Below are 25,317 nucleotides of genomic sequence, written 5' to 3'. Positions count from 1 at the left end.
CAGCCTGACAAACAGGCTGCCATTTCACTGGACCTCGGGGCGCGGCAAACAGTTCAACTCGGCCGAGCATTCGCCGCAGGCCCCGACCTGATGATCATAGACCCTGCTGTAATGCCGGGTCGTCGGGGTTCATCTGTTCCAACTGAGCCAGCAGCACCTGGACGTTCTGCAATTGCCCGCTCTCTTTCCAGTAGTTGATCAGCAGCACTCGGGCCTTGCGGTCGGCGGGATGGCGCTGGACGATCTCCTGCAACTGTTTTTGGGCCGCTTCCAGTTCCTCGGCGGCGTGCAGGGTGGTTGCCAGGTCGTAGCGGTAGACCCGATTGTCCGGTTCGAGCTCCACCGCCTTGGACAGGCCGAGCAGGGCGAATTCTTCCTGGTCGTGATGCAGCAGCCAGAGGCCAAGGGCGTGTTGCAGGTAGGCGGAATTCGGTTGCTCTTGCAGTTGTTTGGCGAGCAATTGCTGGGCGGCATCGGTTTGCCCGAGCTTGTCCAGCACCTCGATCTGCATCACCAACGCCGGCAGGTTGCCCGGATCCAGTTGCAGGGTCGCATCGAGCGCCGCCTGGGCTTCCTTGAGCTGGGCATTGTGCAGGTGCAGGCGCGCCAGCTGGTATTGGTTGTGGGCCGTGGCGGGCTGCGCTTGCAAGGTTTTTTCGTATTCATCGATAACCTGTTCCAGCGGGCCGAAGTACAGGCCCAGGTCGTCCGGCGACAGGCCGAGCAGGGCCTCGGCAGCGCTGAAACGCACGGCTTGCTCGTCGTCCTCGAGCAACGGGCCGAGCAGCAGGCTGCGCTGGCCGCTGGGGACCAGGCCGACGATGCTGTGGATGGCGGCCTGGCGTACTGCGACCGAGGGGTGATGCAAGTCGGCGTCCGCCAGTTTCAGTGCCTGCGGGCTCGGGTAGTTGGGCAGTTCGGCGTGCAGCCAGAGGCGGCGTTTGTCGGAGATGTCCGGGCGCGCCAATTGCTGGTAGAGCACCCGCGCCGCGCCAGGCTTGCCATTGCGCGCCTGCTCCAGGGCTTCGCTGTAGCCGCGCTTGATCGCTTCCGGGATCTGCGGTGTGGCGCTGCGTAGGGAATACCACGCGATGGCGATGGCCAGCACGGTGAGCAGGCTGATAAACAGGTAGCGGCGCGGCTTGGACATTCGAAGGATCCGGGAACGGGCGGGCCAGACAGGGTTGCCAGCTTCGGTCAGTGTGGGGGTTGAGTCAAATTTCGATAGGGCTGCTTCAGGGTGCAACTATCCATTCCTGCAGTAGGGCGAGCCTGACTGTGGGAATGGATAGGTCCACCGTGAAAATGCCATCGCTGCCAGCCCACCTACAATCCCAACTCCGACAAGCCCGGATGATCATCCGGACGCCGGCCCAGGGGCCAGTGGTATTTGCGCTCGCTCTCCTTGATTGGCATGTCGTTGATGCAAGCGAAGCGGCGAGCCATCAGGCCGTTTTCGTCGAATTCCCAGTTCTCGTTGCCGTAGGAGCGGAACCAGTTGCCCGAGTCGTCGTGCCATTCGTAGGCGTAGCGCACGGCGATGCGGTTGTCGGTGAAAGCCCAGAGTTCCTTGATCAGCCGATAATCCAGTTCCCTGGCCCATTTGCGTGTCAGGAAGGCCTTGGCTTCTTCGCGGTTGTGGGCGAATTCGGCGCGGTTGCGCCACTGGGTGTCGAGGGTATAGGCCAGCGATACCCGCTGCGGATCGCGGGAGTTCCAGCCGTCTTCGGCCAGGCGGATTTTTTCGATGGCCGACTCACGGGTGAACGGCGGCAGGGGTGGACGAACTTCGGCAGATGACATGTGATATCTCCCAGTGACAGTGAGTGTTGCTACGACAAGCAGGGGGTTACAGATCCAACAACGTACGCGCCACCGATTGCGCATCGTCGGCGGCGTCAGGGTTACCCGTTATCAGGGCAACGGTAATCGCGCCATCGATCAGGATCAGCAACTGGCGAGCCAGTGCCTGCGGGTCCTGTACGCCATGTTCGGTGCAAAGCTTGAGCACAAAGTCGAACAGTTTCTGTTTATGTTGCCTGGCCACCTGGCGCACGGGATCCTCGGGATCACCGGTCTCGCCGCTGGTGTTGATAAAGGCGCAGCCGCGAAAGCCGTCGCTGGCAAACCAGTCCTTGAGTACTTCGAACAGGCCGAGCAAGCGCTCGCCCGAGGTCGGCGCCAGTTCCACCTGGCTGGTAAACCAGTTCATCCAGCGCAGGTCGCGGCGTTGCAGGGCGGCGACGATCAACTCGTCCTTGTTGGCGAAGTAGCGGTAGATGCTTTTTCTGGAGACGCCGGCGGTTTTCACCAGAAGATCCATGCCCGTGGCGGCGATGCCACTCTTGTAGATCAACTTTTCGGTGACATCCAGAATAATGTCGCGTGTGTCAGTGCTGGTTATCTGATTCATGTTTTCTACAGTAGAACGATCGTTCTCCTTGGTCAAGCGTGGATTCGAAATGTCCATTTGCGCGGACATGGTGTAAGCTCCGGGGCTCTTCGGATTCGACCCATTTGCGAGCCCTATGCCGTTGCTTTTCAAACGTTCCCTGCTGCCAAAACTGCGCAGTTTCCCGCTGTCTGCCGATGGCGTGAGCATTCTGTCCGGCGCCGCCGAGTTCCGTCGCTGCCTGCTGGAGAAGATCGCCCAGGCGACCCGGCGCATCTATATCGTCGCGCTGTACCTGCAGCAGGACGAAGCCGGCCAGGAAATCCTCGATGCCCTGCACGCCGCCAAGGCCGCGCGTCCCGAGTTGGACATCGTGGTGGTGGTCGACTGGTTGCGCGCCCAGCGCGGCCTGATCGGTGCCGGCAAGCAGCCGGGCAACTCGGCCTGGTATCAGCAAATGACCCGCGACCACGCCAGCGAAGTGCCGATCTACGGTGTGCCGGTGCAGACCCGCGAACTGTTCGGCGTGTTGCACCTCAAGGGTTTCGTGATCGATGACAGCGTGCTCTACAGCGGGGCCAGCCTGAACAACGTGTACCTGCACAAGTTCGACAAGTACCGCTTCGACCGCTATCACTTGCTGCACAACGAGGCGCTGGCCGACTCCATGCAGCACCTGGTGCAGCACGGCCTGGTCGCCTCCAAGGCGGTGCATCGCCTCGACCTGCCGAACCTGCCGACCACCCGCAGCCTGCGCAACGACATCGGCGATTTGCGCAGCCGCCTCAAGTACGCGGCCTACGACACCAGCCAGGGCCGGGTCGACAAGACTGGATTGTCGGTCAGCCCGCTGCTCGGTGTCGGCAAGAACAACCCGTTGAACCGAGTGATCTGCGAACTGATTGCCAGTGCCCAGAAGCAACTGACGATCTGCACCCCGTACTTCAACCTGCCATTGCCGATCACCCGCGAAATCAACCGCGCGCTGGCCCGTGGGGTCAAGGTCGATATCGTGGTCGGCGACAAGACCGCCAACGACTTCTACATTCCGCCGAGCGAGCCGTTCCGGGTCATCGCGGCGTTGCCGTACCTTTATGAGATCAGCCTGCGGCGCTTCGCCAAGCGCCATCAGAAGGTAATCGACAGCGGCCTACTGAACCTGCATCTGTGGCGCGACGGCGACAACACCTATCACCTCAAGGGCATGTGGGTCGATGCGCGCTACACCCTGTTGACTGGCAACAATCTCAATCCGCGAGCGTTCCGCCTGGACCTGGAAAACGCCTTGCTGATCGACGATCCAAAAGGCGAATTACTGACGCCGCGCAGCGCCGAGTTGACGGAGATTTTCCGCCATACCAACCGCATCGAACGTTACCAGCAACTGGAAAGCCTGGTGGATTACCCGCCGGCCGTGGGCAAGTTTCTGCGTCGGGTCAGTCGGGTACGGATCGAGCGTCTGCTCTATCGCATCCTCTAGGGTTCAGCGCGCTGCCCGGCTCGGCCACATCCCCACCAGTACCAGCAGGACGGCCGCGCACAGGTAGGGCAGGCGCGGCTCGATGGCGTAGACCAAAGTCCCGGCCAGCGGCCCGATGACCACGCCAAAACCCTGAGCGGCGCCGATGCTGCCGGCCGTGGCGCCTTGCTCGGAGGCCTCCACGGCATTCGCGGCAAGCGCGGCGAAAGACGGGAAGACCCAGCCCATACCCGCTGCCGAGACAAAAAAGCACAACCACAATCCCCAGGCGGTGTCGGCCAGCATGCTGCCGGCATAACCGCAGGCGGCGACCAGCGCACCGATGCGGATCAGCCGCTGTGGCGTCCAGTCCAGTCGGCGCACCAGCAATTGCGCGCAGATCAGCGCCACCCCGACCATGGTCAAGGCGATGCCGGCGGTTTGCGCCGCTTCTGCCGGAGCCATGCCCAGGCGATCGATGGCGTAGAAGCCGACGGTGATCTGCGCAATCGACACACAAAGCATGGCGACAAAGGCTACTGCCATCGGCCGGCGCAGGCGCGGATCGCTCAGCCGAACGCTGCGCGGTGTCTGCTTGAGGTGCAGTTCCTGGCCCTTGAGTTTGAAGCGCAGCACCAGGAACGCCAGCAACGGCAAAATCGCCATGGCATAGAACGGCAGGCTCAGGCTGTAACGGGAGAGCAGGGCGGCGATGGCCGGGCCGATCACCAGGCCGCAGGCGTTGGCCGCCCCTAGCGCCGCCATGGCGGAGGCGCGGCGCTGCGGTTCGATGTTGTCGGCGATCAACGCATTGCAGCCCACCGGAATCGCGGCGTAGAACACCCCGATAATCCCGCGTCCGAGCATGATCCCGATAAACCCCAGCAACGCCGACGGCAGTACCTGCAATGAGACGTCGATGAACAGACAGAGGGCCCAGTAAGCGAGGGTGAAGCCTGCGGTGCCGAGCAGCAGGATATGCCGGCGTCCACGGCGATCACTGGCCTGGCCCCAGGGCCGAGCAAGGAGCATCCACAACACCCCGGACACCGTCACTGCAGCCCCGGCCTGCCAGGTCGGCATGCCCAGGATCCGGGAGATCGGGCCGATCATCGAGACAAACGCCATCATCGCCATGGTGCAGGCCATGTTGGCGATGAGGAGCGGGCGCAGGTCGAAGGGGTGGAGGGTGGTGGCGGGTGTCGTCATGACAAAAATCTTCCTTGGAGCTCAAACAAGCCCCTGTGGGCAGCGCTTGTGGGCGCAATTAGATGCCTCGGAGCTTGCAGGGCCCTGTGGGAGCCAGCCTGCTGGCGATGAAACTGATGGCCTCATCGCGAGCAAGCTCGCGCCTACAGGAGGGAGCGGCGTTCAGCTCTTAGATCACCACACCCTGGCTACGCAGGTAATCATCATAGGTGCCGCTGAAGTCGGTCACGCCGCTAGGGGTCAACTCGATGATTCGAGTGGCCAGGGACGATACGAACTCGCGGTCGTGGCTGACGAAGATCAGCGTGCCCGGGTAGTTTTCCAGCGCCAGGTTCAGCGCTTCGATGGATTCCATGTCCAGGTGGTTGGTGGGTTCGTCCATCACCAGCACGTTCGGCTTTTGCAGGATCAGCTTGCCGAACAGCATGCGACCTTGCTCACCACCGGAGATGACTTTGACCGACTTGAGGATCTCGTCGTTGGAGAACAGCATCCGGCCGAGGGTGCCGCGCACCAGTTGCTCGCCGCCCTGGGTCCAGCGACCCATCCAGTCGAACAGGCTCGATTCGTCTTCGAAGTCCGAGGCGTGGTCCTGGGCGTAGTAGCCGATTTCCGCAGCGTCGGTCCACTTCACGGTGCCAGCGTCCGGGCTCAGCTCGTTGACCAGGGTGCGCAGCAGGGTGGTCTTGCCGATACCGTTCGGGCCGATGATCGCCACGCGCTCGCCGGCTTCAACCTGGAAGCTGAAGTCCTTGAACAGCGTCTTGCCATCGAAACCTTTGGCCATGTTCTCGACCATCACGGCCTGGCGGTGCAGCTTCTTGGTTTGTTCGAAACGGATGAACGGGCTCACGCGGCTCGACGGCTTGACTTCGGCCAGTTGGATCTTGTCGATCGCCTTGGCGCGGGAGGTCGCTTGCTTGGCTTTCGAGGCGTTGGCCGAGAAGCGGCTGACGAACGATTGCAGTTCGGAGATCTGTGCCTTCTTCTTGGCGTTGTCCGACAGCAGTTGCTCGCGGGACTGGGTCGCGACGGTCATGTACTCGTCGTAGTTGCCCGGGAACAGGCGCAGCTCGCCGTAGTCCAGGTCGGCCATGTGGGTGCAGACGCTGTTCAGGAAGTGACGGTCGTGAGAGATGATGATCATCAGGCTCGAACGCTGGGTCAGCACGTTTTCCAGCCAGCGGATGGTGTTGATGTCCAGGTGGTTGGTCGGTTCGTCGAGCAGCAGCACTTCCGGATCGGAGAACAGCGCCTGGGCCAGCAGCACCCGCAGTTTCCAGCCTGGCGAAACTTCGCTCATCGGGCCGAAGTGTTGCTCGATGCCGATACCCAGGCCCAGCAACAGCTCACCGGCACGGGATTCGGCGGTGTAACCGTCCATTTCGGCGAACTCGGTTTCCAGCTCGGCCACGGCCATGCCGTCGTCTTCGGTCATTTCCGGCAGCGAGTAGATACGGTCGCGCTCGGCCTTGACCTTCCACAGCTCTTCGTGACCCATGATCACGGTGTCGATCACGCTGAATTCTTCGTAGGCGAACTGGTCCTGGCGCAATTTACCCAGGCGCACGTTCGGCTCGAGCATCACCTGGCCGCCGGACGGATCGAGGTCGCCGCCGAGGATTTTCATGAAGGTCGACTTGCCGCAACCGTTGGCGCCGATCAGGCCGTAGCGGTTACCTGCGCCAAACTTGACCGAAACGTTCTCGAACAACGGCTTGGCGCCGAACTGCATGGTGATATTTGCTGTGGAGATCAATTACTTTACCTATCAATAGCTTAGGGTGCGCTTGGCTGGAGCCGGAACCGGGCTCGGGTCGTTCCAGCGCGCATGAGACGACAGCCGCATCGGCACGCCTTGGCCGTGAAGCTGGGAAATGAATGCGGGGTTGATGCCGGACATGAGGACTATTGTCGCATAGGTGTGACAACAGTTGTATGGCGGTCTGCAGCCCAACCCATGATTGAGCCCGCAAAACCCCACGAATGAGCTATACCCAAGGTCCCCCAACGCACTTCTTCCAATTCTGGAGGTCGGCAATGAAACCCTGTATCCCTCTCGCAACACTGTTGATCGCGGCAACTCTGGTTGGCTGCAGTAGTTCATCGAAACAATCCATGAGTCTGCCGCTGGCAGCCACCCACAACAATCCCGGACATATCGCCAATACCACCTTGACCGGCGTCGGCAATCAAACCAACTTCGACTTTTACATCACCGGCGTACCCGAGGGCACGCTGTTGCCCCCGCGCATTTATACCTTCATCAATAAAGGCGGCTGCCAGCAACCCGGGGCGACGGCCTTTGCCATGAACGACAAGGTCAATACCCAAAGTGCTGCCGGTACTAACGGCTGGACTTTTTATCGCAGTGCGCCTATTGCGCTGTCGGAGTTGATCTCCGGCAAGTATGCGGTGGTGGTGCGTACAGCCCCTGAAGACGGCAATCTGGATATTTTCTGCGGCGATGTGGCACACGCCACGCGATAACGCTGCCTTAGTCGCCGGCGATTGATTGCATGCAAATCTGTAATGACAACGTGCGACCAATCATCGCAATCGTCATTGGATTTTCAGCTCGGCACTAGACTCCTTTCTGCGCCTGACCAGTACAGGGTCTTATCTGTACGCAGTACTTGGGCTATCGACTCGGTGGTCATTGCATCAAGGGTTGTGCCGTTGTGCACTCATCACCCGGTTGCCAACACCATGAAACACTGAGGAATCCTGGTATGGAACAGCTATCGGATCGTTTCAGGTTGTCTGTTGTATTCGCGGCACTGATGACACTCAGCGGACTGTCCCACGGGGCACAAACCGCCAAACCCAATATTCTATTTATTGTCTCCGACGACACCGGCTATGGCGATCTCGGCCCCTATGGCGGCGGGGTCGGACGCGGCATGCCAACCCCGAGCATCGACGAACTGGCGGCAGAAGGTGTGACCTTCTTTTCGTTCTACGCCCAGCCCAGCTGTACCCCCGGCCGGGCAGCCATGCAAACCGGGCGGATACCCAATCGCAGCGGCATGACCACCGTGGCCTTCCAAGGCCAGGGCGGTGGTTTGCCGGCCGCCGAGTGGACCCTGGCTTCGGTGCTCAAGACCGGCGGCTACGAGACCTATTTCACCGGCAAGTGGCACCTGGGTGAAGCCGACTACGCGTTGCCCAATGCCCAGGGTTACGACGTGATGAAGTACGTCGGTCTGTATCACCTCAACGCCTACACCTACGCCGACCCGACCTGGTTCCCCGACATGGACCCGGAGACCCGGGCGATGTTCCAGCGGGTGACCCAGGGCGCGTTGTCCGGCAAAGCGGGGGAGAAGGCGGTCGAAGAGTTCAAGGTCAACGGCCAGTATGTCGACACGCCAGTGGTCGACGGCAAGCCCGGGGTGGTGGGGATTCCGTTCTTTGACAACTATGTCGAAAAAGCCGCACTGGAATTTCTCGACACGGCGGCCAAGTCAGACAAACCGTTCTTCATCAACGTCAACTTCATGAAAGTCCACCAACCGAACATGCCCGCTCCGGAGTTCGTCCACAAGTCGATGTCCAAATCCAAATACGCCGACTCGGTGGTGGAACTGGATACCCACATCGGCCGGATCATGGCCAAGCTCAAGGCGCTGGGCCTGGATAAAAACACCCTGGTGGTCTACACCACCGACAACGGCGCCTGGCAGGACGTTTACCCGGACGCCGGCTACACCCCGTTCCGCGGCACCAAGGGCACGGTGCGCGAGGGCGGCAACCGGGTGCCGGCGATTGCCGTGTGGCCGGACAAGATCAAGCCGGACACGAAAAACCACGAGATCCTCGGTGGCCTGGACCTGATGGCAACCTTCGCCTCGGTGGCCGGGGTGAAACTGCCGGAGAAGGATCGCGAGGGGCAGCCGATCATCTTCGACAGCTATGACATGACTCCCGTGCTGACGGGCAGCGGTGCGTCGCCGCGCAAGGAGTGGTTCTACTTCACCGAGAACGAGTTGACGCCAGGGGCGGCGCGGGTGGGCAACTACAAGGCGGTGTTCAACCTGCGCGGTGACGACGGCGCGCAAACCGGTGGCCTGGCGGTGGATTCGAACCTCGGCTGGAAAGGCGCGGCAAAATACGTCGCCACCGTGCCGCAAGTCTTCGACCTGTGGCAGGACCCGCAAGAGCGCTACGACCTGTTCATGAACAACTTCACCGAGCGCACCTGGACCATGGTGCCGATCAGCCAGGCGATCGGCAAACTGATGCAGACCTACCTCAAGTACCCGCCGCGCAAACTGCAGAGCATGGGGTATGACGGGCCGATCGAACTGTCGCAGTACCAGAAATTCCAATGGGTACGCGAAGTGCTGCAAAAAGAAGGGGTCAACCTGCCGCTGCCGGTCGGCAACTGAGTCCAGCCACTGAACAGGGCGGCCCGGACAGGGGCCGCCGTTTCAGTAGGGGGTGCGTGGTCGCAGTTCGTGATGATCAGGGGCTCAAAATTGGCTTGGAATCGACAACGTCGCCCGCAAGCCACCTTCGGCACGATTGACCAAGGTAATGCGCCCGCCCAACTGCGTCGCGATGGTGTTGACGATGGTCAGTCCCAGTCCTGCTCCCTGGGCATTACCACGGCTGTAAAAGCGCTCGAACAATCGCTCGCGATCCGCTTCGTCAATGCCTGGCCCCTGGTCTTCGACACTCAGATGACAAAAGCCCTCGGCCTGTTCCAGCTTCACGGTGATGACGCCGTTGTCCGGGGAGAAGTTGGCGGCATTGGTGATCAGGTTGCCCAGGGCGATCTCGATGGCGGCGCGGCTGGCGGACACCTGAATCGAGTGCTCGGTTTCCTCGAAGGCCAGTTCCAGGTTTTTACTCAATAGCCACGGCGCCAGTTGCACCAGGCTGTTGCGCACGGTTTCGCCGAGGTCGATGCTGGGCATGGCGCTGGCGCCGGGCTTGGGCTCGAGACGGGCCATGGTCAGCAATTGATTGACCAGGCGACTGGTGCGGTCGACCCCGGCGATCAGAAACGCCAGCGACTCAAGGCGCTGCGCTTCGGTGCCGGCCTCCTGCAGGTTTTGTGCGTGGACCCGCAGCACCGCCAGCGGCGTGCGCATTTCATGGGCGGCATCGGCGATGAAGCGGCGCTCGCGACCGAGCACCTCCTGAATCTGCGCGAGCATGCGGTTGAGGGCCGCCTGCATCGGTTCCAGTTCGCTGGGTAGCGGGACCAGTTGCAGCGGCTCGAGCGAGCCGCTGTGTCGGGCGCGCAGGGTCGCGGCCATGTCGGCCAGCGGCTTGAGGCCCCAGCCAATGGCAAACCAGACCATGGCCGCCAACAGCAGACTGCCTATCACGTTGGGCCACAGGGTGTGGCGGACGATGCGGTCCACCAGATCGGCCCGCACGTCATCGCGCTCGCCGACCCAGATGCGCAAGCCATTGTCCTGGTCCTGGAGCATAAAGGCGCGCCAATGCCGGTTGTTCAGGTCCACCACGTCGCTGAACCCCGGGATGCCCGGCGGTGTAGCGAAGGACGGCGCGCTGGCGGTATGGACCAATACGTTGCCTGCCGGGTCCCAGACCTGAAAGGCAATCTTGCGCTCGTAAGGATGGCCGTCGCCGTGCGGTACCGCTTCCCCCAGGGCCGCGTTGAAGGCTCGGTACAGGTCGGCGTGTTGTTGGCCCGCCAAAGGCATGCGCATCACCCCTTGCAGCAATCGGGCGTTCTGCGCCAGTTGGGCGTCGTAGACTTCGGCGATCTCGTGATTGCTGTCGTGGACGTTGAACACGCTGAGCACCGCCAGCCCGGCCAGCAGCAAGCCGATGATCAGGGTCAGCGTACGTCGGCGGATCGAGGTCATTGGCGTTCCTCCACCAGATAACCCACACCGCGAATGGTGCGGATCAGATCGGTGGAGAATTTCTTGCGCAGGTGATGGATATGCACTTCCAGCGTGTTGCTTTCGGCTTCTTCGCTCCAGCCGTAGAGCAGTTGCATCAGCTGATCGCGAGTCATCACCCGCCCGGGTGGCGACAGCAGTTCGTGCAGCAGTTGATATTCCTTGGGGGTCAGCGCCACGGGCTGGCCGCGATAGCTGACCTGTTGGGTGCCGGGATTCAAACAGATGCCCGCGTGCTCGATCACGCTTTGCGCACGTCCGGCACTGCGCCGTAGCAGTGCCCGCAAACGCGCCTTGAGTTCCGCCAGATCAAAGGGTTTGACCAGGTAATCGTCCGCTCCGGCATCGAGCCCGGCGATGCGGTCCTCCGTGGCATCGCGGGCGGTGAGGATCAGCACCGGCAGGGTGGCGCCGCTGTCACGCAGGCGGCGCAGGACTTCAAGTCCATCCATGCGTGGCAGGCCCAGATCCAGTACCGCCAGATCGAAGGTTTCGCTGAGCAATGCATGCAACGCGCTGCTGCCGTCCTTCAGCCAGTCGACGGTATAACCCTCGCGGCCCAGCGCCTGGTGAATGCCTTCACCCAGCGCGAGATCATCCTCAATCAGTAGTAAACGCACGGAGACTCCTGTCATTCGAGTTTCTTGTTCACGTCCACCAGCAAGCTGGCAATTTCTTTGCGCCGCCCGGCGTCAGCACTTTCCCGGTCCGGTCTGGGCGCAGCTTGCAGGGCTTTGGTCAGCGCGGCCTTGGCTTCAGCGTAGCGTTTCTGACGAAACAGGTGATCGCCCCAGAAGTACAGGCTGTCGATGCCATCGGGATTGAGTTGCAGCGCCTGTTTCAGCAGTTGCTCGGCCTTGTCGCTGTCACCGAAGCCGATCGGCCAGCCTGGCACCCGATCATACAGCGCGGCGAGGCTGGTATAGGCTGAGCCTTGCAGGGCCTTGGGGTCGAGGGTCAGGGATTTTTCCAGATCGGCCTTGGCCTGCTTGGCCTTGCCCAGCGCGCCGAGACCGCCTTCGGCACCGGCCCAGCTGCTGGTGACGATGCCTTTCCAGATCCAGGCCTCGGCCACGGACGGACGCTCGGTGGTGAAGGTCGAGGCTTGGCTCGCCAGTTGCTCGAAGGCTGCGGCGCGCTGTTTTTCCGGGGTTTCATACTGGATGTGCGCCCAACTCTGCTGGATGCTGCCCAAGCGTTGTTGATCGGCGCTGTCCAGGGCCCAGCCACTTTGGCTGATAGCACCCAGCAGCAGGCATGCGAGGATTTTTTTCATGATTTTGGCCGCTCGTTTTCGGGTTTTTCACTCAGGCGACGGATCAACGGCAATTGCTTGCGCAGGCCGCGATCCACCAGGTTGGGCAACAGGCTGTTGAGGCGCACGAAAAATCGTTCCGGCCAGCCCAGGTAAAGCTCGCGTCGATCGCCAGCAATGGCATGTACCACCGCCTGCGCGACGGCTTGCGGATCGTCGACGTTGGCTTTGAGCGCATCGTTGAGGGCTTGTGCGGCGGCGCTGTTCATCGAGGTGCGCGTCGCGCGCGGGGCGACGTACAGGACGCTGACGCGAGTGTCCGCCAGCTCCCGGCGCAAGGCTTCAGAAAACCCGCGCAAGGCAAATTTGCTGGCGCAATAGCTGGCATAACCGGGGTAGCCGATCGAGCCATAGGTGGAGCCGACATTGACCACCATCGCGCTGTCGGCCTGCTTGAGCAGTGGCAGCAGCAGCCGGGTCAGGCAGATCGGGGCGCTGATGTTGACCGCCAGCATGGCGTTGATCTCGCTGTCATCGAGCTGTTCGAGCATGGCGAAGTGATTGACTCCGGCGGCGTTGATCAGCAGGTTGATGCCGCCGACAGCTTGCGCGGCGGCCAGCACGTTGCGCCGATCGTTTTCGACGGTCAGGTCGGCGGCGACCCAGCGCAGATGCTGCGGGTAGCGCTTGAGCATCGGCAGCAGCGCTTGCGGATGTCGGGCGACGGCCAGCACCTGCGCACCTGACGCGCACAGGGCGTGGGCGATGGCCAGGCCGATGCCGCCACTGGCGCCGGTCAATACCACGCGGGCGTCATGCAGCTGCATGCTGAGTCTCCACGTCGCGCGGCAGGCCACGGAACATATCGCTGTAGAGGCGATAGACGACTTTCGAGGCGTGGATCACCGCCGCCTGGTCGTCCGGATCCTGCAGTGTGTTCATCAGACGGCGGTAGGTGTGCATGTGTTCGATGTCCAGCGAACCGTGGGAATTGAGGTAGCTGAAGGCGCTTTCCGGCAGCGCCAGGCGTTCGCGAATGCTGCCCGCCGCGTGGGTAGCCAGGGCGATACTGGTGCCCTCGAGCACGTTGACCATGCCGAACAGTCCCACCGGGTTACCCCGGGCGATCTGGTCGTATAGAAAACTGACCATCAGTTCGATCGGCAGCGACGGCTGGCCGTCCTGAACGGCGTCGCGATCACCGCCACAGGCGGCGATATCATTGAGTACCCACTGTTCATGGCCATACTCGTCCTCGATGTACTCGCACACCGCCTTGCGCAGCCACTCCAGGCGAGTCGGCAGGCGTGCGCCACAGGCCATCATCAGGGGCACGGTGTGGCGCACGTGGTAGTAGGCCTGAGCGAGAAATGCCCGATAACTCTCCAGGCTGACCTCGCCTTGCAGGGCATCGCGGATGATCGGCAGATTGAACAACTCATGGCGTTCCTGCTGGGTGGATTCTTGCAGGGTGTCGAAAAAACTCATGATGGGGATTCCTCGTAAAGGGCGGATTCGGTCAGATGCTCGCGGTACAACGCGAGAATGGCCTCGCGACGCGGGCGTCCGTTGGCAGTCAGCAAACCGTTGGCGGCGCTGAAGGGGTGTGGCAAACGTGTCCAGTGATGGACCTGGGCGTAATCGGGCAAGGCTGCATTGGCCTCGGCCACGGCGGCTGCCAGTTCGGCATCGGTGCACTCCGCACGATGCGGCCAAAGCAGGGCGTGGTTGCGCGGCAGGGCTTCGCCATGGACGAACGCCTGGGCGATGAGGCTGCGCTGGGTCAGCTCCGACTCGACCCATTCCGGGTTGACGTTGCGCCCGTAACTGGTGACGAACTGATGTTTCTTGCGGCCCTTCAGGTAGAGAAAACCGTCAGCATCGAACTCGCCCAGATCACCGCTCGGCCACCAGTCTTCGCCGGCCAGCGGCTCACCCAGATAACCGAGCAGCAGCGAGCCCTTGATCAACACTTCGCCGTCCTCGGCCAGGCGCACTTCGACATGGGGCAGCGGTCGGCCGACGCTGCCCGGACGTTCGGCGTCGGGGCGGTTGAGGCAGACCACCGACGCGCACTCGGACAAGCCATAGCCTTCATAAACCGCAATGCCGACCCGTTGCGCGCGGCGCAGCAAGTCCTCGGCCACCCGCGCACCACCCACGGCGGCAAAACGCAGGGTGTGCGGATTGAAGGCGCGCTGTTCGGCGGCACTGACCAGCAGCAACAGCAACTGCGGCACCAGAATCAGGCTTTCGGGCTGACGGCTGGCCAGATAGCCAAGCAAGCGCGGCGCATCGACGCCACTGGCGCCCTGCAGGCCAAGGGTTTTCTGACTCGGCAGGCTCAGTGTCGCCGCAGCGTACAGCGCCGCGTAACAGCCAAGATTCTCCAGCAAAATCGCCAGCGGCAGCAGCGCCACATGGTGCTGTGGAGCCTTGGCGTGACTGGCTTGCTCCAGCTCCCGCGCGACCCGTAGCAGGCTGTCGGCGCTCAGGCACACGCCTTTGGGGGTGCCGGTGGTGCCGGAGGTGAAGGTCAGTTTGGCGGTGCCGGCGGGCAGGAGGCTGGCTCCGGTGAAGGCGCGACACCAGAATTCCCCCCGTGCCTCGTAGCCGGCAGCCGACAGTTCGGCGTGCAGGTGCGGCTCGGCAATCACCCGTTCGGCCTGGCTCTGCTCAAGGCAATGGGCCCGCTGCGCCGCACTGAAAAACGGTGGCAGGCTGACGCAGGTCAGGCCCTCGAACAGGATCGCCAGGTCCCAGAGCATCGCTTCGACGCCGTTATCCAGCGCGAGGGCGATGACCTGCACCTGCTCATCGCGCAAACGCTCCTGGCGATAGAGCAATTCGGCGTAGAGCGTGGTGTAGTCGATTTTCAGTGTGTCGCCCCAAAGGGCGACACGGCCGTCGTTGCGCCCGGCGTGGTCGCGCAAGGTTTCCTGGAAGCGTTGCAGTTCAAGCGACATGGAAGGCCCCTTCAAGCGAAGTTGGCAATCCCAGCCGGGTGAACAGTCCAATGTTGCGTAAATGGATGAAGCCGGCGCGGATGTTGCCGACGTGTACCCAGGGTTTGCTCTCGTAGTAACTGCCCCAGTGGTGGCGATCTTCACCAAGGCGCTCCGGGTCGGCGGCGCACAGCGTGACCGGCTTCAGGCCCAGGCGATGAAAGCTGTTGACCAGACCGATGTTGCCGGTAAACGTCACCCATTCCAGGCCGCCCATGGCGAGCAGGTAGGTGATGGCGATGATGCTCAGGCGTGCGCTGCCGGTGTCGCTGGCGGCGAGGTTGCCGACTTCGACGATGTCCTGTCGTGGCACGGGACGTTCGGCGGTGGCACTGATCAGAGGTTCGATGGGATCGTCCAGGTAGCGCTCGAGAAACAGCGATTCAAGATGCGCCCGACGTACGCCGGCAACCGCGCACAGCTGGCCGCTGCTGTTTTGCACGCCGAACAACTCAGGCATGAACTGCCGGATATCGGCGCCATGCGCCTTGCGAAAGCGCTGTTGGATGAAGGCCTCGAACAGCGCTCGCTGCGGATCGCCGGCCACAGCACCGGATAGGCTCATCTGCGGTGTTTCGGCCTCGCCGAAGTGCAGGGGCAGGGATAGGTTCCAGTCAGGATCGGGCATGGGCAGGACGCCTCCCTCAATAGGTTTGAGCGGAGTATCCGGTCCCTTTCTTAACGAAGTCTGAAGGTGAAAAAAGGTTAATGATTTGACCGTCTTCAGATTGGCTTAAGGCAGTCAGGGCAGGGTGGCACCGTCGGGTTGTCCTGCAACCGATTCGAGACGGCCGAATCACGAGGCCGTCGCTCACCCCATCACGAGGCGCTTATGACCCGCAACGCCGCCGTCACCCGTTATGCAAACCTGTCGATCATCCTGCACTGGCTGATGCTCGCGCTGTTCGTCGGCGTCTATGCCAGCGTCGAGCTCAAAGGCATGCTGCCCAGAGGCAGCAGCGCACGGAGTTTGCTGATGGGTTTTCATGGCTTGTTCGGCCTGAGTATCTTTGCCCTGGTGTGGCTGCGTTTGCTCGGCCGCCTGACCCCGCGCCCGCCGATCATCCCGAAGCCGCGCGCCTGGCAAACCGGTCTCTCCCATCTGATGCACCTGGCGCTGTACGGGCTGATGATCGCCACGCCAATCCTTGCATGGCTGATGCTGGCCGCTGGCGACAAAGGGTTTCCCTACTTCGGCTTCCACCTGCCAGCGCCGGTGGGCGTCGATCCGGACCTGGCCAAGCGCCTCAAGTACTGGCATGAACTGCTGGGCAGCAGCGGTTATTGGCTGATCGGCCTGCACGCAGCGGCGGGCCTGTTTCATCACTATTGGGTGCGTGACAACACCTTGAGCCGGATGCTGCTTCAGCGTCACCGCTATTGAACCAAGCGGTTACGCCGGGATCCCCCAGCCGCGAGTCAGCCCTCGGCTCGATCAGCACCGGCACTGCGGGCCTCAGCGAGGGCGTCGCGGACCTTGACCAGCCGTTCGCTGATCTGGAACGGCTTGACCAGCATCTGCATGCCATCGTCAAGGGAGGGCTGGCGGTTGAGGGCGTGGGCGATGCCGCCGGTGAGCTTGCCCAGGGCGTCGATTTTCTGCACCTGTAGGAGCGAGCCTGCTCGCGAAGAGCCTGAGACCGCCGCGCGTATTCAGGACAACTGCGTCATCGTTAACGACCATCGCCAGCAGGCTAGCGCCTCCAGTAGAGCGTTACTGCAGGGATTGAATATGTACACCGGAAAAATGCCATCGCGAGCAACGGAACGCCGCCCGGGCAACACCTACAGTTCAAAAATGCACCCACCACACGAAAAAAAAGGCCACCGCAACCCGACGTTGCGATGACCCGAGGGTGACACTTGGCTAACGCTCAGCCAGCAAACAATCAATGCGCCCCAGCGGCCTTGTTCAAATCGCTTTCCGCCCATTCGGTGTACACACAGGCATCCGCCGTGGCCCAGCGCACCCGCACCGGATCTCCGGCCTTGAGCGGCATGCCGGCAGCGGACAGCGCCTTGACGGTCATCGAGGTGCCGCCGGACGTCACCACGCTGCAGGTCTGGCTTTCACCGAGGAACAACACTTCCACCACTTTCGCCGAGACTTCGTTCCAGCCGGCGGCCAGCGGTTCTTCGGCGGCCTGGGCGACGCTCAGGGCCAGGGCTTTTTCCGGGCGGACCATCAGCAGGACATCCTGCTCGGTCTGCAGGCCGGCGGTCAGGCGGATCGACAGCGGTTGGCCTTCGAAGGAGGCCGCCGCGTTGCCCTGGGCCTTGAGCCGGAGGAAGTTGGAGTTGCCGAGGAACGAGGCGACAAAGGCGTTCGGTGGGTTCTGGTACAGGTCGTAGCCGCTGCCCAGGCCGACGATTTTGCCGTGGCTGAAGATTGCGATGCGTTGCGACAGGCGCATGGCTTCTTCCTGGTCGTGGGTCACGTAGACGATGGTGATGCCCAGGCGCCGGTGCAGCTGGCGCAGTTCGTCCTGCAGGTCTTCGCGAAGTTTCTTGTCCAGCGCGCCGAGGGGTTCGTCCATCAGCAGGATGCGTGGTTCGTAGACCAGTGCACGGGCGATGGCCACCCGCTGTTGCTGACCGCCGGACAGTTGCGAAGGGCGGCGATGGGCAAATTTGTCCAGTTGCACCAGCTTGAGCATCGCGTCGACCCGGCGCTCGCGTTCAGCGGCCGCCAGTTTGCGAATCTGCAAAGGGAAGGCGATGTTGTCGCGCACCGACAGATGGGGGAACAGCGAGTAACGCTGGAACACCATGCCGATGTCGCGTTTGTGCGGTGGCACGTTGACCAGCGACTGGCCGTTGACCAGGATCTCGCCGCTGCTCGGCGTTTCAAAGCCGGCGAGCATCGACAGGGTGGTGCTTTTGCCCGAGCCACTGGAGCCGAGGAAGGTCAGGAACTCACCGTCCTTGATGTCCAGCGAGATATTGTCCACGGCGGCAAAGTCGCCGTAGTGCTTGTTCAGGTTACGCAGGCTGACCAGTGGCTGGTCGTTGTGCTGGGCGCTGTCTTTGATCACTGCACTCATGTCGTACTCCTCTGCGCTCAGGCGCTGATTTCGTTGCGCCGGCGAAGGGCGGCGGCGATCACCATGACCAATACCGAAAGGCCGATCAGCAGCGTCGAAGCGACGGCGATCACCGGGGTCAGGTCCTGGCGCAGGGTGGTCCACATTTTCACGGGAAGGGTTTGCAGGGTCGGGCTGGCCATCATTACGCTGAGCACCACTTCATCCCAGGACACGAGGAAGGCGAAGAGGGCGCCGGCGACCATGCCCGGGCGGATCGCCGGAAAGGTCACCTTGAACACCGCCTGCAACCGCGAGGCGCCGCAGATGACGGCGGCGTCTTCGATCGACTGGTCGAACAGCTTCAGCGAGTTGATGATCGAGATAATGGTGAATGGCAACGCGACGATCACGTGGCTGACCACAAAGGCGAACATGGTCCCGGTGTACCCCAGTTTTAGGAATAGCGCGTAAACCGCCACGGCGATGATCACCAGCGGCACAATCATCGGCAGGGTGAACAGGCCGTAGAGCATTTCCCGGCCGGGAAAGCGCCCGCGCACCAGGGCGAAGGCGGTCGGCAGGCCGAGGGCGACCGCAAAGAAGGTGGTCAGCAGCGCCACCTTGAGGCTCGCCATGGCGGCGTTCATCCAGTCGGCATTGGAGAAGAACTGGCCGTACCATTTCAGGGTCCAGCCCGGAGGCGGGAACACCAGCCATTGCGAGGAACCGAACGACAGCAGGACGATAAACACGATCGGCAGCAGCAGGAACAGGCCGATCAAACCGGTGGTGGCGTATAGGCCGAAGCGCATCCGCCGGCTCATCGCATTGGGAGTCAGGAGCATGACGGCTTACCTCGCGTTACTGGCGCCAACCGGGGATTCCGGTTGCAGCTTCAGGTAGAAGTAAAACAGCACCAGGGTGATCACGATCAGCAATGCGGCGCCGGCGCTGGCCAGGCCCCAGTTGAGGAACGACTGCACCTGCTGAATGATGAACTCGGGCAGCATCATGTTCTGCGCGCCGCCGAGCAGGGCCGGGGTCACGTAGTAACCGAGGGACATCACGAACACCATCAGCCCGCCGGAAAATAGCCCCGGCCGGCACAGCGGCAGGAACACCCGGAAGAAGTTGGTCCAGGGGCTGGCACCGCAGATGGAACCGGCCTGCAGGATCATCGGGTCGATGGCCTGCATGGTCGCCTGCAACGGCAGCACGATGAACGGGATCATGATGTAGCTCATGCCGATCACCACACCGGTCAGGTTATGCACCATTTCCAGCGGCTGATCGATGATGCCCAGGGCCATCAGGGTCTTGTTGATCACTCCCGAGGCTTGCAGCAGCACCAGCCAGGAATAGGTGCGGGCCAGCAGGCTGGTCCACATCGACAGCAGCACGATGTTGAGGATCCAGCGTCCCCAGCCCCGGGGCACCAGGGTGATTGCCCAGGCCAGCGGAAAGCCCAGCAACAGGCTGAAAATGGTCACCAGGCCGGCCACCGAGAAGGTGTTGAGCAGGACCCGGGCATAGGCCGAGTTGGCGAACAGTTGCTCGTAGTTGCCCAGCCCCGGCACCGGCTCCAGCACGCCACGCAGCAGCAGGCCGATCAGTGGCGCGAGAAAGAACAGGCCGAGGAACAGCAGCGCCGGGAGCAGGTTGCTAGAACCGCGCCAGCGCTGGGCCAGGGTCGGTGATTGATTCATCGCAGAGGCCTGGCCGGCAGCGCCAGCGGCGCTCCCGGCAGACGTGGATGGACGGGATGCAGGAACCGTCATTTTCATTTGACCAGCCATTCGTTCCACCGTGTCGCGATGGCCTGGCCGTTTTTGGCCCAGTACGCGAAATCAAGAGTGATCTGGTCCTTGGCGTAGGCCGTTGGCAGGTTGGGCGCCAGTACCGAATCCAGGCGCGCCACGCTGTCGATGTTGACCGGCGCATAGGCGGTGAGGTTGGAGAAGTCGGCCTGACCCTTGGCGCTGCTGGCGTTGGCCAGGAACTTCATGGCCGCGTCCTTGTTTTTCGAGCCCTTGGGGATGACCAGGATATCGGCCATGACCAGGTTCTGTTTCCAGCTCACGCCAACCGGCGCGCCGTCTTCTTGCAGGGCGTGGATGCGGCCGTTCCAGAACTGGCCCATGCTCGCTTCGCCCGAGGCCAGCAGCTGTTGCGACTGCGCGCCGCCGCCCCACCAGACGATGTCTTTTTTGATGGTGTCGAGTTTCTTGAAGGCGCGATCCAGATCCAGCGGATACAGCTTGTCGGCCGCTACGCCGTCGGCCAGCAGCGCCAACTCGAGCACGCCGGGGCTGGGCCATTTGTAGAGAGCGCGTTTGCCGGGGTAGGTCTTGGTGTCGAACAGCGCAGTCCAGTCCTGGGGCTTGTTGGCGCCCAGCTTGCCTTCGTTGTAGCCGAGGACGAAGGAAAAGAAGAACGAGCCGACGCCGTGATCGGAGACGAAACGCGGGTCGATCTTGCTGCGGTCGATGACGTTGAAGTCGAGGGGTTCGAGCAGGCCTTCGGCGGCGGCGCGCAGGGCGAAGTCGGCCTCAACGTCGACCACGTCCCACTGCACGTTGCCGCTTTCGACCATGGCCTTGAGTTTGCCGTAGTCGGTCGGGCCGTCCTGGACCACGGTGATGCCGCTGGCCTTGCTGAACGGGTCGGCCCAGGCCTGCTTCTGCGCATCCTGGGTACTCCCGCCCCAGCTGACGAAGTTGACGCTTTCAGCGGCCATCAACGCTTGGCTGGTCGCGCTCAGCAGGCCGGCGAACAGCACTGCGGTGACACGTTTGTTCAACACCATTTTTACGCCCTCATTGTTGTGTTTATGAGCGGGGCTTTGAGTGCCCGCCTATCGGGAGCAGAAGGTCCGTCGAGTCGCTGCGACTGTTCGGCCTATGGAATGACATATTATGGTATACCAAGCTTTTTGCAAGCGTTTTGCCGTACCGGCTATCTGCTGGGATGGGTTTTTTCGCTACCTGGGCTGGCTGGATACGTGCGGCGCCCTCAGGTTTTTCGTCGCAACGCCGCCCGTAGCAAGCTCGCTCCTACACGGGCGCTATCGGCAACAACAAATGCAGGGTAGCGCTCAGGCCTTGTTCCGGCAGATGGGTGACCTGCAGTTCGGCGCCCAGTTGGCTGGCCAGGTGGCGGGCGAGGTTGAGGTCGAGGCGATTGCGGGGTTGCTCGGCCGTGCTTGCCTCGCGGGTGAGTTCCGTCAGGGAATAGGCGCGCTGCGGCTCGGTGCTGGGTACGGGGCTGCCGCGAAAGGTCATGCGCACGCCGAGGTGGGTCTGCTTCGCGGTGCAGGCGAGACTCAGCCGCACTTCGCCGGCCGGGCTCAGGTCGATGGCATAGCGGCCAAGGTGGCACAACAGTTCATGCAGGCGTGCGCGGTCGGCCATGACGCTGGAGCGGGACAGGTTGTCGCTGTCGAGGAACAGGCTGATGTGCTTTTGCTCCGCCCGCCCGCGCAAGTCGCGCAACACCTGCACGGTCAGTTCCACGAGGTCTGTCGTGATCGTCGCCTGATCAGCAGGCTCCGGTGTGTGCAGTGCACGCTGCAACTGCTGCAGATGGCCTTGCAAATCTCGCAGCTGTTCGCTGGCTTGGGAGGGCAGTTGGCTGCCGTCAGCCGCAAGGGCCGCCCCGAGTTCCGCCAGTCCCGCGGTCATTTGCTGGCTGACACTGTCGAGCAATTCCAGCAGTTGCCGCTGGGCCAGTTCCGCGCTTTCGGCTCGGGCGCGCAGGGCGTCGAGTTGTTCGTAGCGCCGGGTGATATCGGTGCTGCAGCAGATCATCCCGAGCATCTGGCCTTGCGCGTCGCGGTACGGCGTGCCCCAGTGGTGCAGGACCCGGCGCTGGCCGTGGATGCTCAGCTCGATGTCTTTGTCGAAGGCGCGCTCCTCGGCGATGGCGCGCTGCAGGAACAGCAGCATGTTGCGCGCGTCGCCAGGCTTGTACCAATCAACTTCGGTGGTCAGGGTGCCGAGGATCTGTTCCAGTTGCGCGTGGTACATCGCAAGGTGCGCCGGATTGGCGTAAACCAGGCGCGCCTCGGTATCCCGTACGTAGAAGGCGGCAGGCAGGCTCTGCACCATGGAGCGCCACATCTCGGTGTCTTCGCTGTGTTCGGCAACGGGCGCGTGCAACTGACTGGCGGGCGCGGCAAGGCGGTTGCGCCGGGCAAAATCGAACAGGTCGAGCATGTTGTGCAAGTTGAGCTTGGCCCGCAATCGTGCGCGATAGGTGCTGACCGATTTCTCGCCAATGGTCAGTTCGTTGGCAATCTGCTGGTTGCTGTACCCACTGGCGAGCAGACTGAGCACACTCAATTCGCGATTGGAAAGGGTGGCGATGCGCTCGGCATCATTCTCTTGCAGGCTGTTGCGGTGGACGCTGCCCAGCAGTTCGCTGGAGAAGTAAGTCTGGCCACGCAGCAGCACGGTGATGGCTTCCTTGAGCACATCGGGTTCCTGGTGCTTGCTGACGAAACCGGAAGCGCCGGCCTGCAGGAAACGGCTGACGAAATGCCGTGAGTCCTGGGTGCTGAACCCGAGGATGGGCTGTTGCACACCGCGCGCACGCAGGTGGCTGATGACGTCCAGACCAGTAATGCGGGACAGATCGAGATCGATGATCAGTAAGTCAGGCCTCAGGCTGGTGGCCAGACTCAAGGCTTCAAGGCCGTCGCGTGCCTCGCCGACGATGCTGTGCAGTTGTTCCTGCAGCAGCAGGCGAAGCGCGAGCCGGGTCATCGGGTGTTCGTCTGCGATGAGAATCCGTGCCATCAGTCAACTCCAAGACGTTGCCCATCACTTTTAGCATGGCAGCTTGATTCGTGTAGTCATTTTCCTACAAGCACTGACTGATTTTTCCCTCGTCAGGGCGCAGGCGGTTGCGAAAAATACAACACGCAGAACTTCAACTAGTGCTCATCCAATGGAATCGACCTCATGAAACCTGCACGCTTGCTTTCCCTGGTCCTCGCGGCGTCCGTCTCCACACTGGTGCTCGCCGGGGACAACGTCACCACGGTCCCGGTGAACTTCGCCAAGGGCGCCTCCAGTGCCGTACTCAAGGGCACCTTCAGCGGCTACGACAGCGTGCGCTATACCCTCGACGCCAAGGCCGGGCAGCACATGAGCGTGCGCATCAGTGGCAGCAACAACGCCAATTTCAATGTCTTTGCCCCGGGCGGTGAGCCAGGTGCCGAGACGGCGCTGGGCAGCGGTTATGTGGGCGGCGACTGGAATGCCGAACTGCCGGCCTCCGGGCAGTACAGCGTGCAGGTGTATCAGCCTCGCGCCACCGCGCGCCGAGGTACGGCGGTGCCCTACAGCATCGAATTCCAGGTCAAGTAGACCGGCAATCCCGCGGTCCAGGAAGGTCCCATGAAACGCTCCAGAGTCAAACTGCGCGGCATGTTCCTCAGTGTGCTGGCCGTGCTGGTGCCGCTGGCAATCAGCACCATGATCGGTTGGTGGTTGACGGTTTTCGCGGCCCAGGAACGCCTGGTGACGCTGGCGCAGATTGCTTCGCAGCGCGCCAGCCAGACCCTGGACCTGGCCTCCCGGGCCCTGAAGGACGTCGCCCTGACTGACCTGCAGCCCTGTTCACCGGAGGGTATCGAGCAGATGCGCATCGTCGCGATGAACAGCTTTTCGGTCGAATCGGTGGGCTACGAGGAAGATGTGTTTGCCTGTACCTCGTGGGGCGCCACGCCCCCCAGGTCGCAGGTGTTGCCCCACGATTTCATCACCGAGGACGGCGTCAGGGTGTCCATCGATGCCCCGCCCGAGAGCGAGGGCCTGAAACCGATGCTGGCCCTGCAGTACGCCGCGTTCAATGTGCTGGTGGATCCCGAGCAGTTTCGCGAGGTGACACTCGATGATGGAATCCGTGTCGCCATCGCCAGCAAACAGGGGCGCCTGCTGGGGCCAACCGATTCGACGACCGCGCACTTTCTGGCGTTGGTGCACCAAGGCCCGACTCACGGCCTCAAGGACGGATTCCTCTACACCCTGGTCCCGCAGCCTAACCTCAGCGTACTGGCGGCCATCCCTCGGGAATTCCTGCTACGCAGCTTCTGGAGGAACCAGTTGTACCTGCTGCCCCTGGGCTTGCTCGGCGCGGCGGGGCTGCTGACCCTGGTGATACGCGCCTGGCGCCGTGGCCTGTCGCCCCTGGCTGCGCTGGAGCGGGCGGTGCGTCGCCAGGAGTTTATCGTCTATTACCAACCGATTTTTGACATCGCCAGCCGCCGCTGCATTGGCGCCGAAGCGCTGATTCGCTGGCGCAAACCGGGCGGCGAGATCGTCGCGCCGGACCTGTTCATCCCCTTGGCCGAGGCCAGCGGGCTGATCCAGCCGATCACCGATCAACTGATTCACGCCATCATCGATGACCTGGGGCCGTTGCTGGTGCGTGACCGAGCCCTGCATGTCGCAATAAACCTGGCTGCCACGGATGTCTGCTCCGGACGCTTCCTGCCAATCCTGCAGCGGCAGATCCAGCACGCCAACGTGCTGCCCGCGCAGATCTGGCTGGAGGTCACGGAGCGCAGCTTCATCGATCCGGCGGCGGCCAGCAGAACCATCGAACAGGCCCGCGAGGCCGGCTTCGTCGTGGCGCTGGACGACTTCGGCACCGGTTATTCGAGCCTGCAATACCTGCAGCAATTGCCGCTCGATGTGCTGAAGATCGACCGCTCCTTTATCGACCGCATCAGCCAGGCGCAACAGTCGGCGCCACTGGTCACCCACGTCATCGAAATGGGCCGTGCCCTGCATCTGGACCTGGTGGCCGAGGGCGTCGAGACCGTGCAGCAACTCGACTACCTGCGGGCCAACCACGTCAAGTACGCCCAGGGCTGGCTGTTCGCCAAGGCCATGGATTGCGAGCATTTCAAGCAGTTGTACCTGACGGCTGCAGTGCAGCCCTTGGGATTCGAGGAACAGGTGATCGGCGTGTGAGTGGCTACAGGTGTTGCCATTGCGTTGTTCTGCTGCGATCCATGACGATCGGCCTGTCATTCCTGTTGACGGAAAATCCGCAAAATATCAACGAAAACGTTAACGG

At 62.4% G+C, this 25,317-nt stretch carries 24 protein-coding genes and 1 pseudogene; 6 read left to right on the top strand and 19 right to left on the bottom strand.

Annotated features, from left to right (window positions below; translation table 11 throughout):
* Positions 1-94: 94 nt before the first annotated feature.
* The 3 genes from KW062_RS17825 to KW062_RS17815 form a co-directional block, all read right to left on the bottom strand.
* Positions 95-1,150 (bottom strand): tetratricopeptide repeat protein, encoded by a 1,056-nt coding sequence (locus KW062_RS17825; RefSeq protein ID WP_105754613.1) that lies wholly within the window; start codon positions 1,148-1,150, stop codon positions 95-97.
* A 176-nt stretch (positions 1,151-1,326) separates the two neighbouring features.
* A complete protein-coding gene (locus KW062_RS17820) occupies positions 1,327-1,803 on the bottom strand; it encodes a nuclear transport factor 2 family protein (RefSeq protein WP_105754612.1) in 477 nt (158 codons plus the stop codon).
* A 46-nt stretch (positions 1,804-1,849) separates the two neighbouring features.
* On the bottom strand, positions 1,850-2,413 hold the full coding sequence (locus KW062_RS17815; protein WP_105754643.1) for a TetR/AcrR family transcriptional regulator: 564 nt from the start codon (positions 2,411-2,413) through the stop codon (positions 1,850-1,852).
* A 115-nt stretch (positions 2,414-2,528) separates the two neighbouring features.
* Here KW062_RS17815 and pssA point away from each other — a divergent pair, with 115 nt between their 5' ends.
* A complete protein-coding gene (gene pssA, locus KW062_RS17810) occupies positions 2,529-3,872 on the top strand; it encodes a CDP-diacylglycerol--serine O-phosphatidyltransferase (protein WP_027616312.1) in 1,344 nt (447 codons plus the stop codon).
* Positions 3,873-3,875: 3 nt separating this feature from the next.
* Here the strand turns inward: pssA and KW062_RS17805 are convergent, their stop codons facing one another.
* The 3 genes and pseudogenes from KW062_RS17805 to KW062_RS28985 form a co-directional block, all read right to left on the bottom strand.
* A complete protein-coding gene (locus KW062_RS17805; protein WP_105754611.1) occupies positions 3,876-5,060 on the bottom strand; it encodes an MFS transporter in 1,185 nt (394 codons plus the stop codon).
* A 169-nt stretch (positions 5,061-5,229) separates the two neighbouring features.
* A complete protein-coding gene (locus tag KW062_RS17800; protein ID WP_081786275.1) occupies positions 5,230-6,819 on the bottom strand; it encodes an ABC-F family ATPase in 1,590 nt (529 codons plus the stop codon).
* Positions 6,820-6,870: 51 nt separating this feature from the next.
* Positions 6,871-7,020 (bottom strand): annotated as a pseudogene (locus KW062_RS28985) (site-specific integrase); the annotation flags it as partial.
* 80 nt (positions 7,021-7,100) lie between these two features.
* Here KW062_RS28985 and KW062_RS17795 point away from each other — a divergent pair.
* Positions 7,101-7,550 carry a hypothetical protein gene (locus KW062_RS17795; RefSeq protein WP_027616315.1) on the top strand — a complete coding sequence of 150 codons (450 nt, stop codon included), beginning with the start codon at positions 7,101-7,103 and terminating at the stop codon, positions 7,548-7,550.
* Between the two features lie 242 nt (positions 7,551-7,792).
* A complete protein-coding gene (locus KW062_RS17790; RefSeq protein WP_105754609.1) occupies positions 7,793-9,451 on the top strand; it encodes an arylsulfatase in 1,659 nt (552 codons plus the stop codon).
* 84 nt (positions 9,452-9,535) lie between these two features.
* Here the strand turns inward: KW062_RS17790 and KW062_RS17785 are convergent, their stop codons facing one another.
* From KW062_RS17785 to KW062_RS17755, 7 genes are read right to left on the bottom strand one after another with little or no spacing between them, the layout of a single operon-like run.
* Positions 9,536-10,906, bottom strand: a complete 1,371-nt coding sequence (locus tag KW062_RS17785) for a sensor histidine kinase (RefSeq protein WP_105754608.1) — start codon at positions 10,904-10,906, stop codon at positions 9,536-9,538.
* The gene (locus tag KW062_RS17780) at positions 10,903-11,565 is read right to left on the bottom strand and encodes a response regulator (protein WP_027616318.1); all 663 of its coding nucleotides are present in this window, start codon (positions 11,563-11,565) and stop codon (positions 10,903-10,905) included. Before KW062_RS17780 ends, KW062_RS17785 begins: the two co-directional genes overlap by 4 nt.
* 11 nt (positions 11,566-11,576) lie before the next feature.
* Positions 11,577-12,221, bottom strand: a complete 645-nt coding sequence (locus tag KW062_RS17775; protein ID WP_027616319.1) for a tetratricopeptide repeat protein — start codon at positions 12,219-12,221, stop codon at positions 11,577-11,579.
* Complete coding sequence (locus KW062_RS17770) at positions 12,218-13,027, bottom strand: SDR family oxidoreductase (RefSeq protein WP_027616320.1); 810 nt, start codon at positions 13,025-13,027, stop codon at positions 12,218-12,220. Before KW062_RS17770 ends, KW062_RS17775 begins: the two co-directional genes overlap by 4 nt.
* Positions 13,014-13,688, bottom strand: a complete 675-nt coding sequence (locus KW062_RS17765) for a TenA family transcriptional regulator (RefSeq protein WP_105754607.1) — start codon at positions 13,686-13,688, stop codon at positions 13,014-13,016. Before KW062_RS17765 ends, KW062_RS17770 begins: the two co-directional genes overlap by 14 nt.
* Complete coding sequence (locus KW062_RS17760) at positions 13,685-15,166, bottom strand: AMP-binding protein (protein WP_027616322.1); 1,482 nt, start codon at positions 15,164-15,166, stop codon at positions 13,685-13,687. Before KW062_RS17760 ends, KW062_RS17765 begins: the two co-directional genes overlap by 4 nt.
* Positions 15,156-15,833 (bottom strand): thermostable hemolysin, encoded by a 678-nt coding sequence (locus KW062_RS17755; protein WP_105754606.1) that lies wholly within the window; start codon positions 15,831-15,833, stop codon positions 15,156-15,158. The genes KW062_RS17760 and KW062_RS17755 overlap by 11 nt, the downstream gene beginning before the upstream one ends.
* A gap of 204 nt (positions 15,834-16,037) precedes the next feature.
* Between KW062_RS17755 and KW062_RS17750 the strand changes: the two genes are divergently transcribed.
* Positions 16,038-16,589, top strand: coding sequence for a cytochrome b (locus KW062_RS17750; RefSeq protein ID WP_105754605.1), 552 nt, complete (start codon positions 16,038-16,040; stop codon positions 16,587-16,589).
* A 35-nt stretch (positions 16,590-16,624) separates the two neighbouring features.
* On the opposite strand, the gene KW062_RS17745 is transcribed toward KW062_RS17750, so the two are convergent.
* The 6 genes from KW062_RS17745 to KW062_RS17720 form a co-directional block, all read right to left on the bottom strand.
* On the bottom strand, positions 16,625-16,810 hold the full coding sequence (locus KW062_RS17745) for a hypothetical protein (protein ID WP_027616325.1): 186 nt from the start codon (positions 16,808-16,810) through the stop codon (positions 16,625-16,627).
* A gap of 284 nt (positions 16,811-17,094) precedes the next feature.
* Positions 17,095-18,249, bottom strand: coding sequence for an ABC transporter ATP-binding protein (locus tag KW062_RS17740; RefSeq protein ID WP_105754604.1), 1,155 nt, complete (start codon positions 18,247-18,249; stop codon positions 17,095-17,097).
* A 17-nt stretch (positions 18,250-18,266) separates the two neighbouring features.
* Positions 18,267-19,076 (bottom strand): ABC transporter permease, encoded by an 810-nt coding sequence (locus tag KW062_RS17735; protein ID WP_027616327.1) that lies wholly within the window; start codon positions 19,074-19,076, stop codon positions 18,267-18,269.
* Between the two features lie 6 nt (positions 19,077-19,082).
* Positions 19,083-20,015, bottom strand: coding sequence for an ABC transporter permease (locus tag KW062_RS17730; RefSeq protein ID WP_027616328.1), 933 nt, complete (start codon positions 20,013-20,015; stop codon positions 19,083-19,085).
* The gene (locus KW062_RS17725; protein WP_027616329.1) at positions 20,012-21,037 is read right to left on the bottom strand and encodes an ABC transporter substrate-binding protein; all 1,026 of its coding nucleotides are present in this window, start codon (positions 21,035-21,037) and stop codon (positions 20,012-20,014) included. The genes KW062_RS17730 and KW062_RS17725 overlap by 4 nt, the downstream gene beginning before the upstream one ends.
* Positions 21,038-21,284: 247 nt before the next feature.
* Positions 21,285-23,027: a response regulator gene (locus KW062_RS17720; RefSeq protein ID WP_105754602.1), complete on the bottom strand. Its 1,743-nt coding sequence runs from the start codon at positions 23,025-23,027 to the stop codon at positions 21,285-21,287.
* Positions 23,028-23,192: 165 nt separating this feature from the next.
* Here KW062_RS17720 and KW062_RS17715 point away from each other — a divergent pair, with 165 nt between their 5' ends.
* Both KW062_RS17715 and KW062_RS17710 read left to right on the top strand, forming a co-directional pair.
* Positions 23,193-23,600: a g-type lysozyme inhibitor gene (locus KW062_RS17715; protein WP_105754601.1), complete on the top strand. Its 408-nt coding sequence runs from the start codon at positions 23,193-23,195 to the stop codon at positions 23,598-23,600.
* A 30-nt stretch (positions 23,601-23,630) separates the two neighbouring features.
* The gene (locus tag KW062_RS17710; protein ID WP_105754600.1) at positions 23,631-25,211 is read left to right on the top strand and encodes an EAL domain-containing protein; all 1,581 of its coding nucleotides are present in this window, start codon (positions 23,631-23,633) and stop codon (positions 25,209-25,211) included.
* The last annotated feature ends 106 nt before the right edge of the window (positions 25,212-25,317 follow it).

Origin of the sequence: Pseudomonas fluorescens (genome assembly GCF_019212185.1) — a bacterium.
Classification (GTDB): domain Bacteria; phylum Pseudomonadota; class Gammaproteobacteria; order Pseudomonadales; family Pseudomonadaceae; genus Aquipseudomonas.
This window is presented reverse-complemented; position numbering and strand designations above follow the sequence as displayed.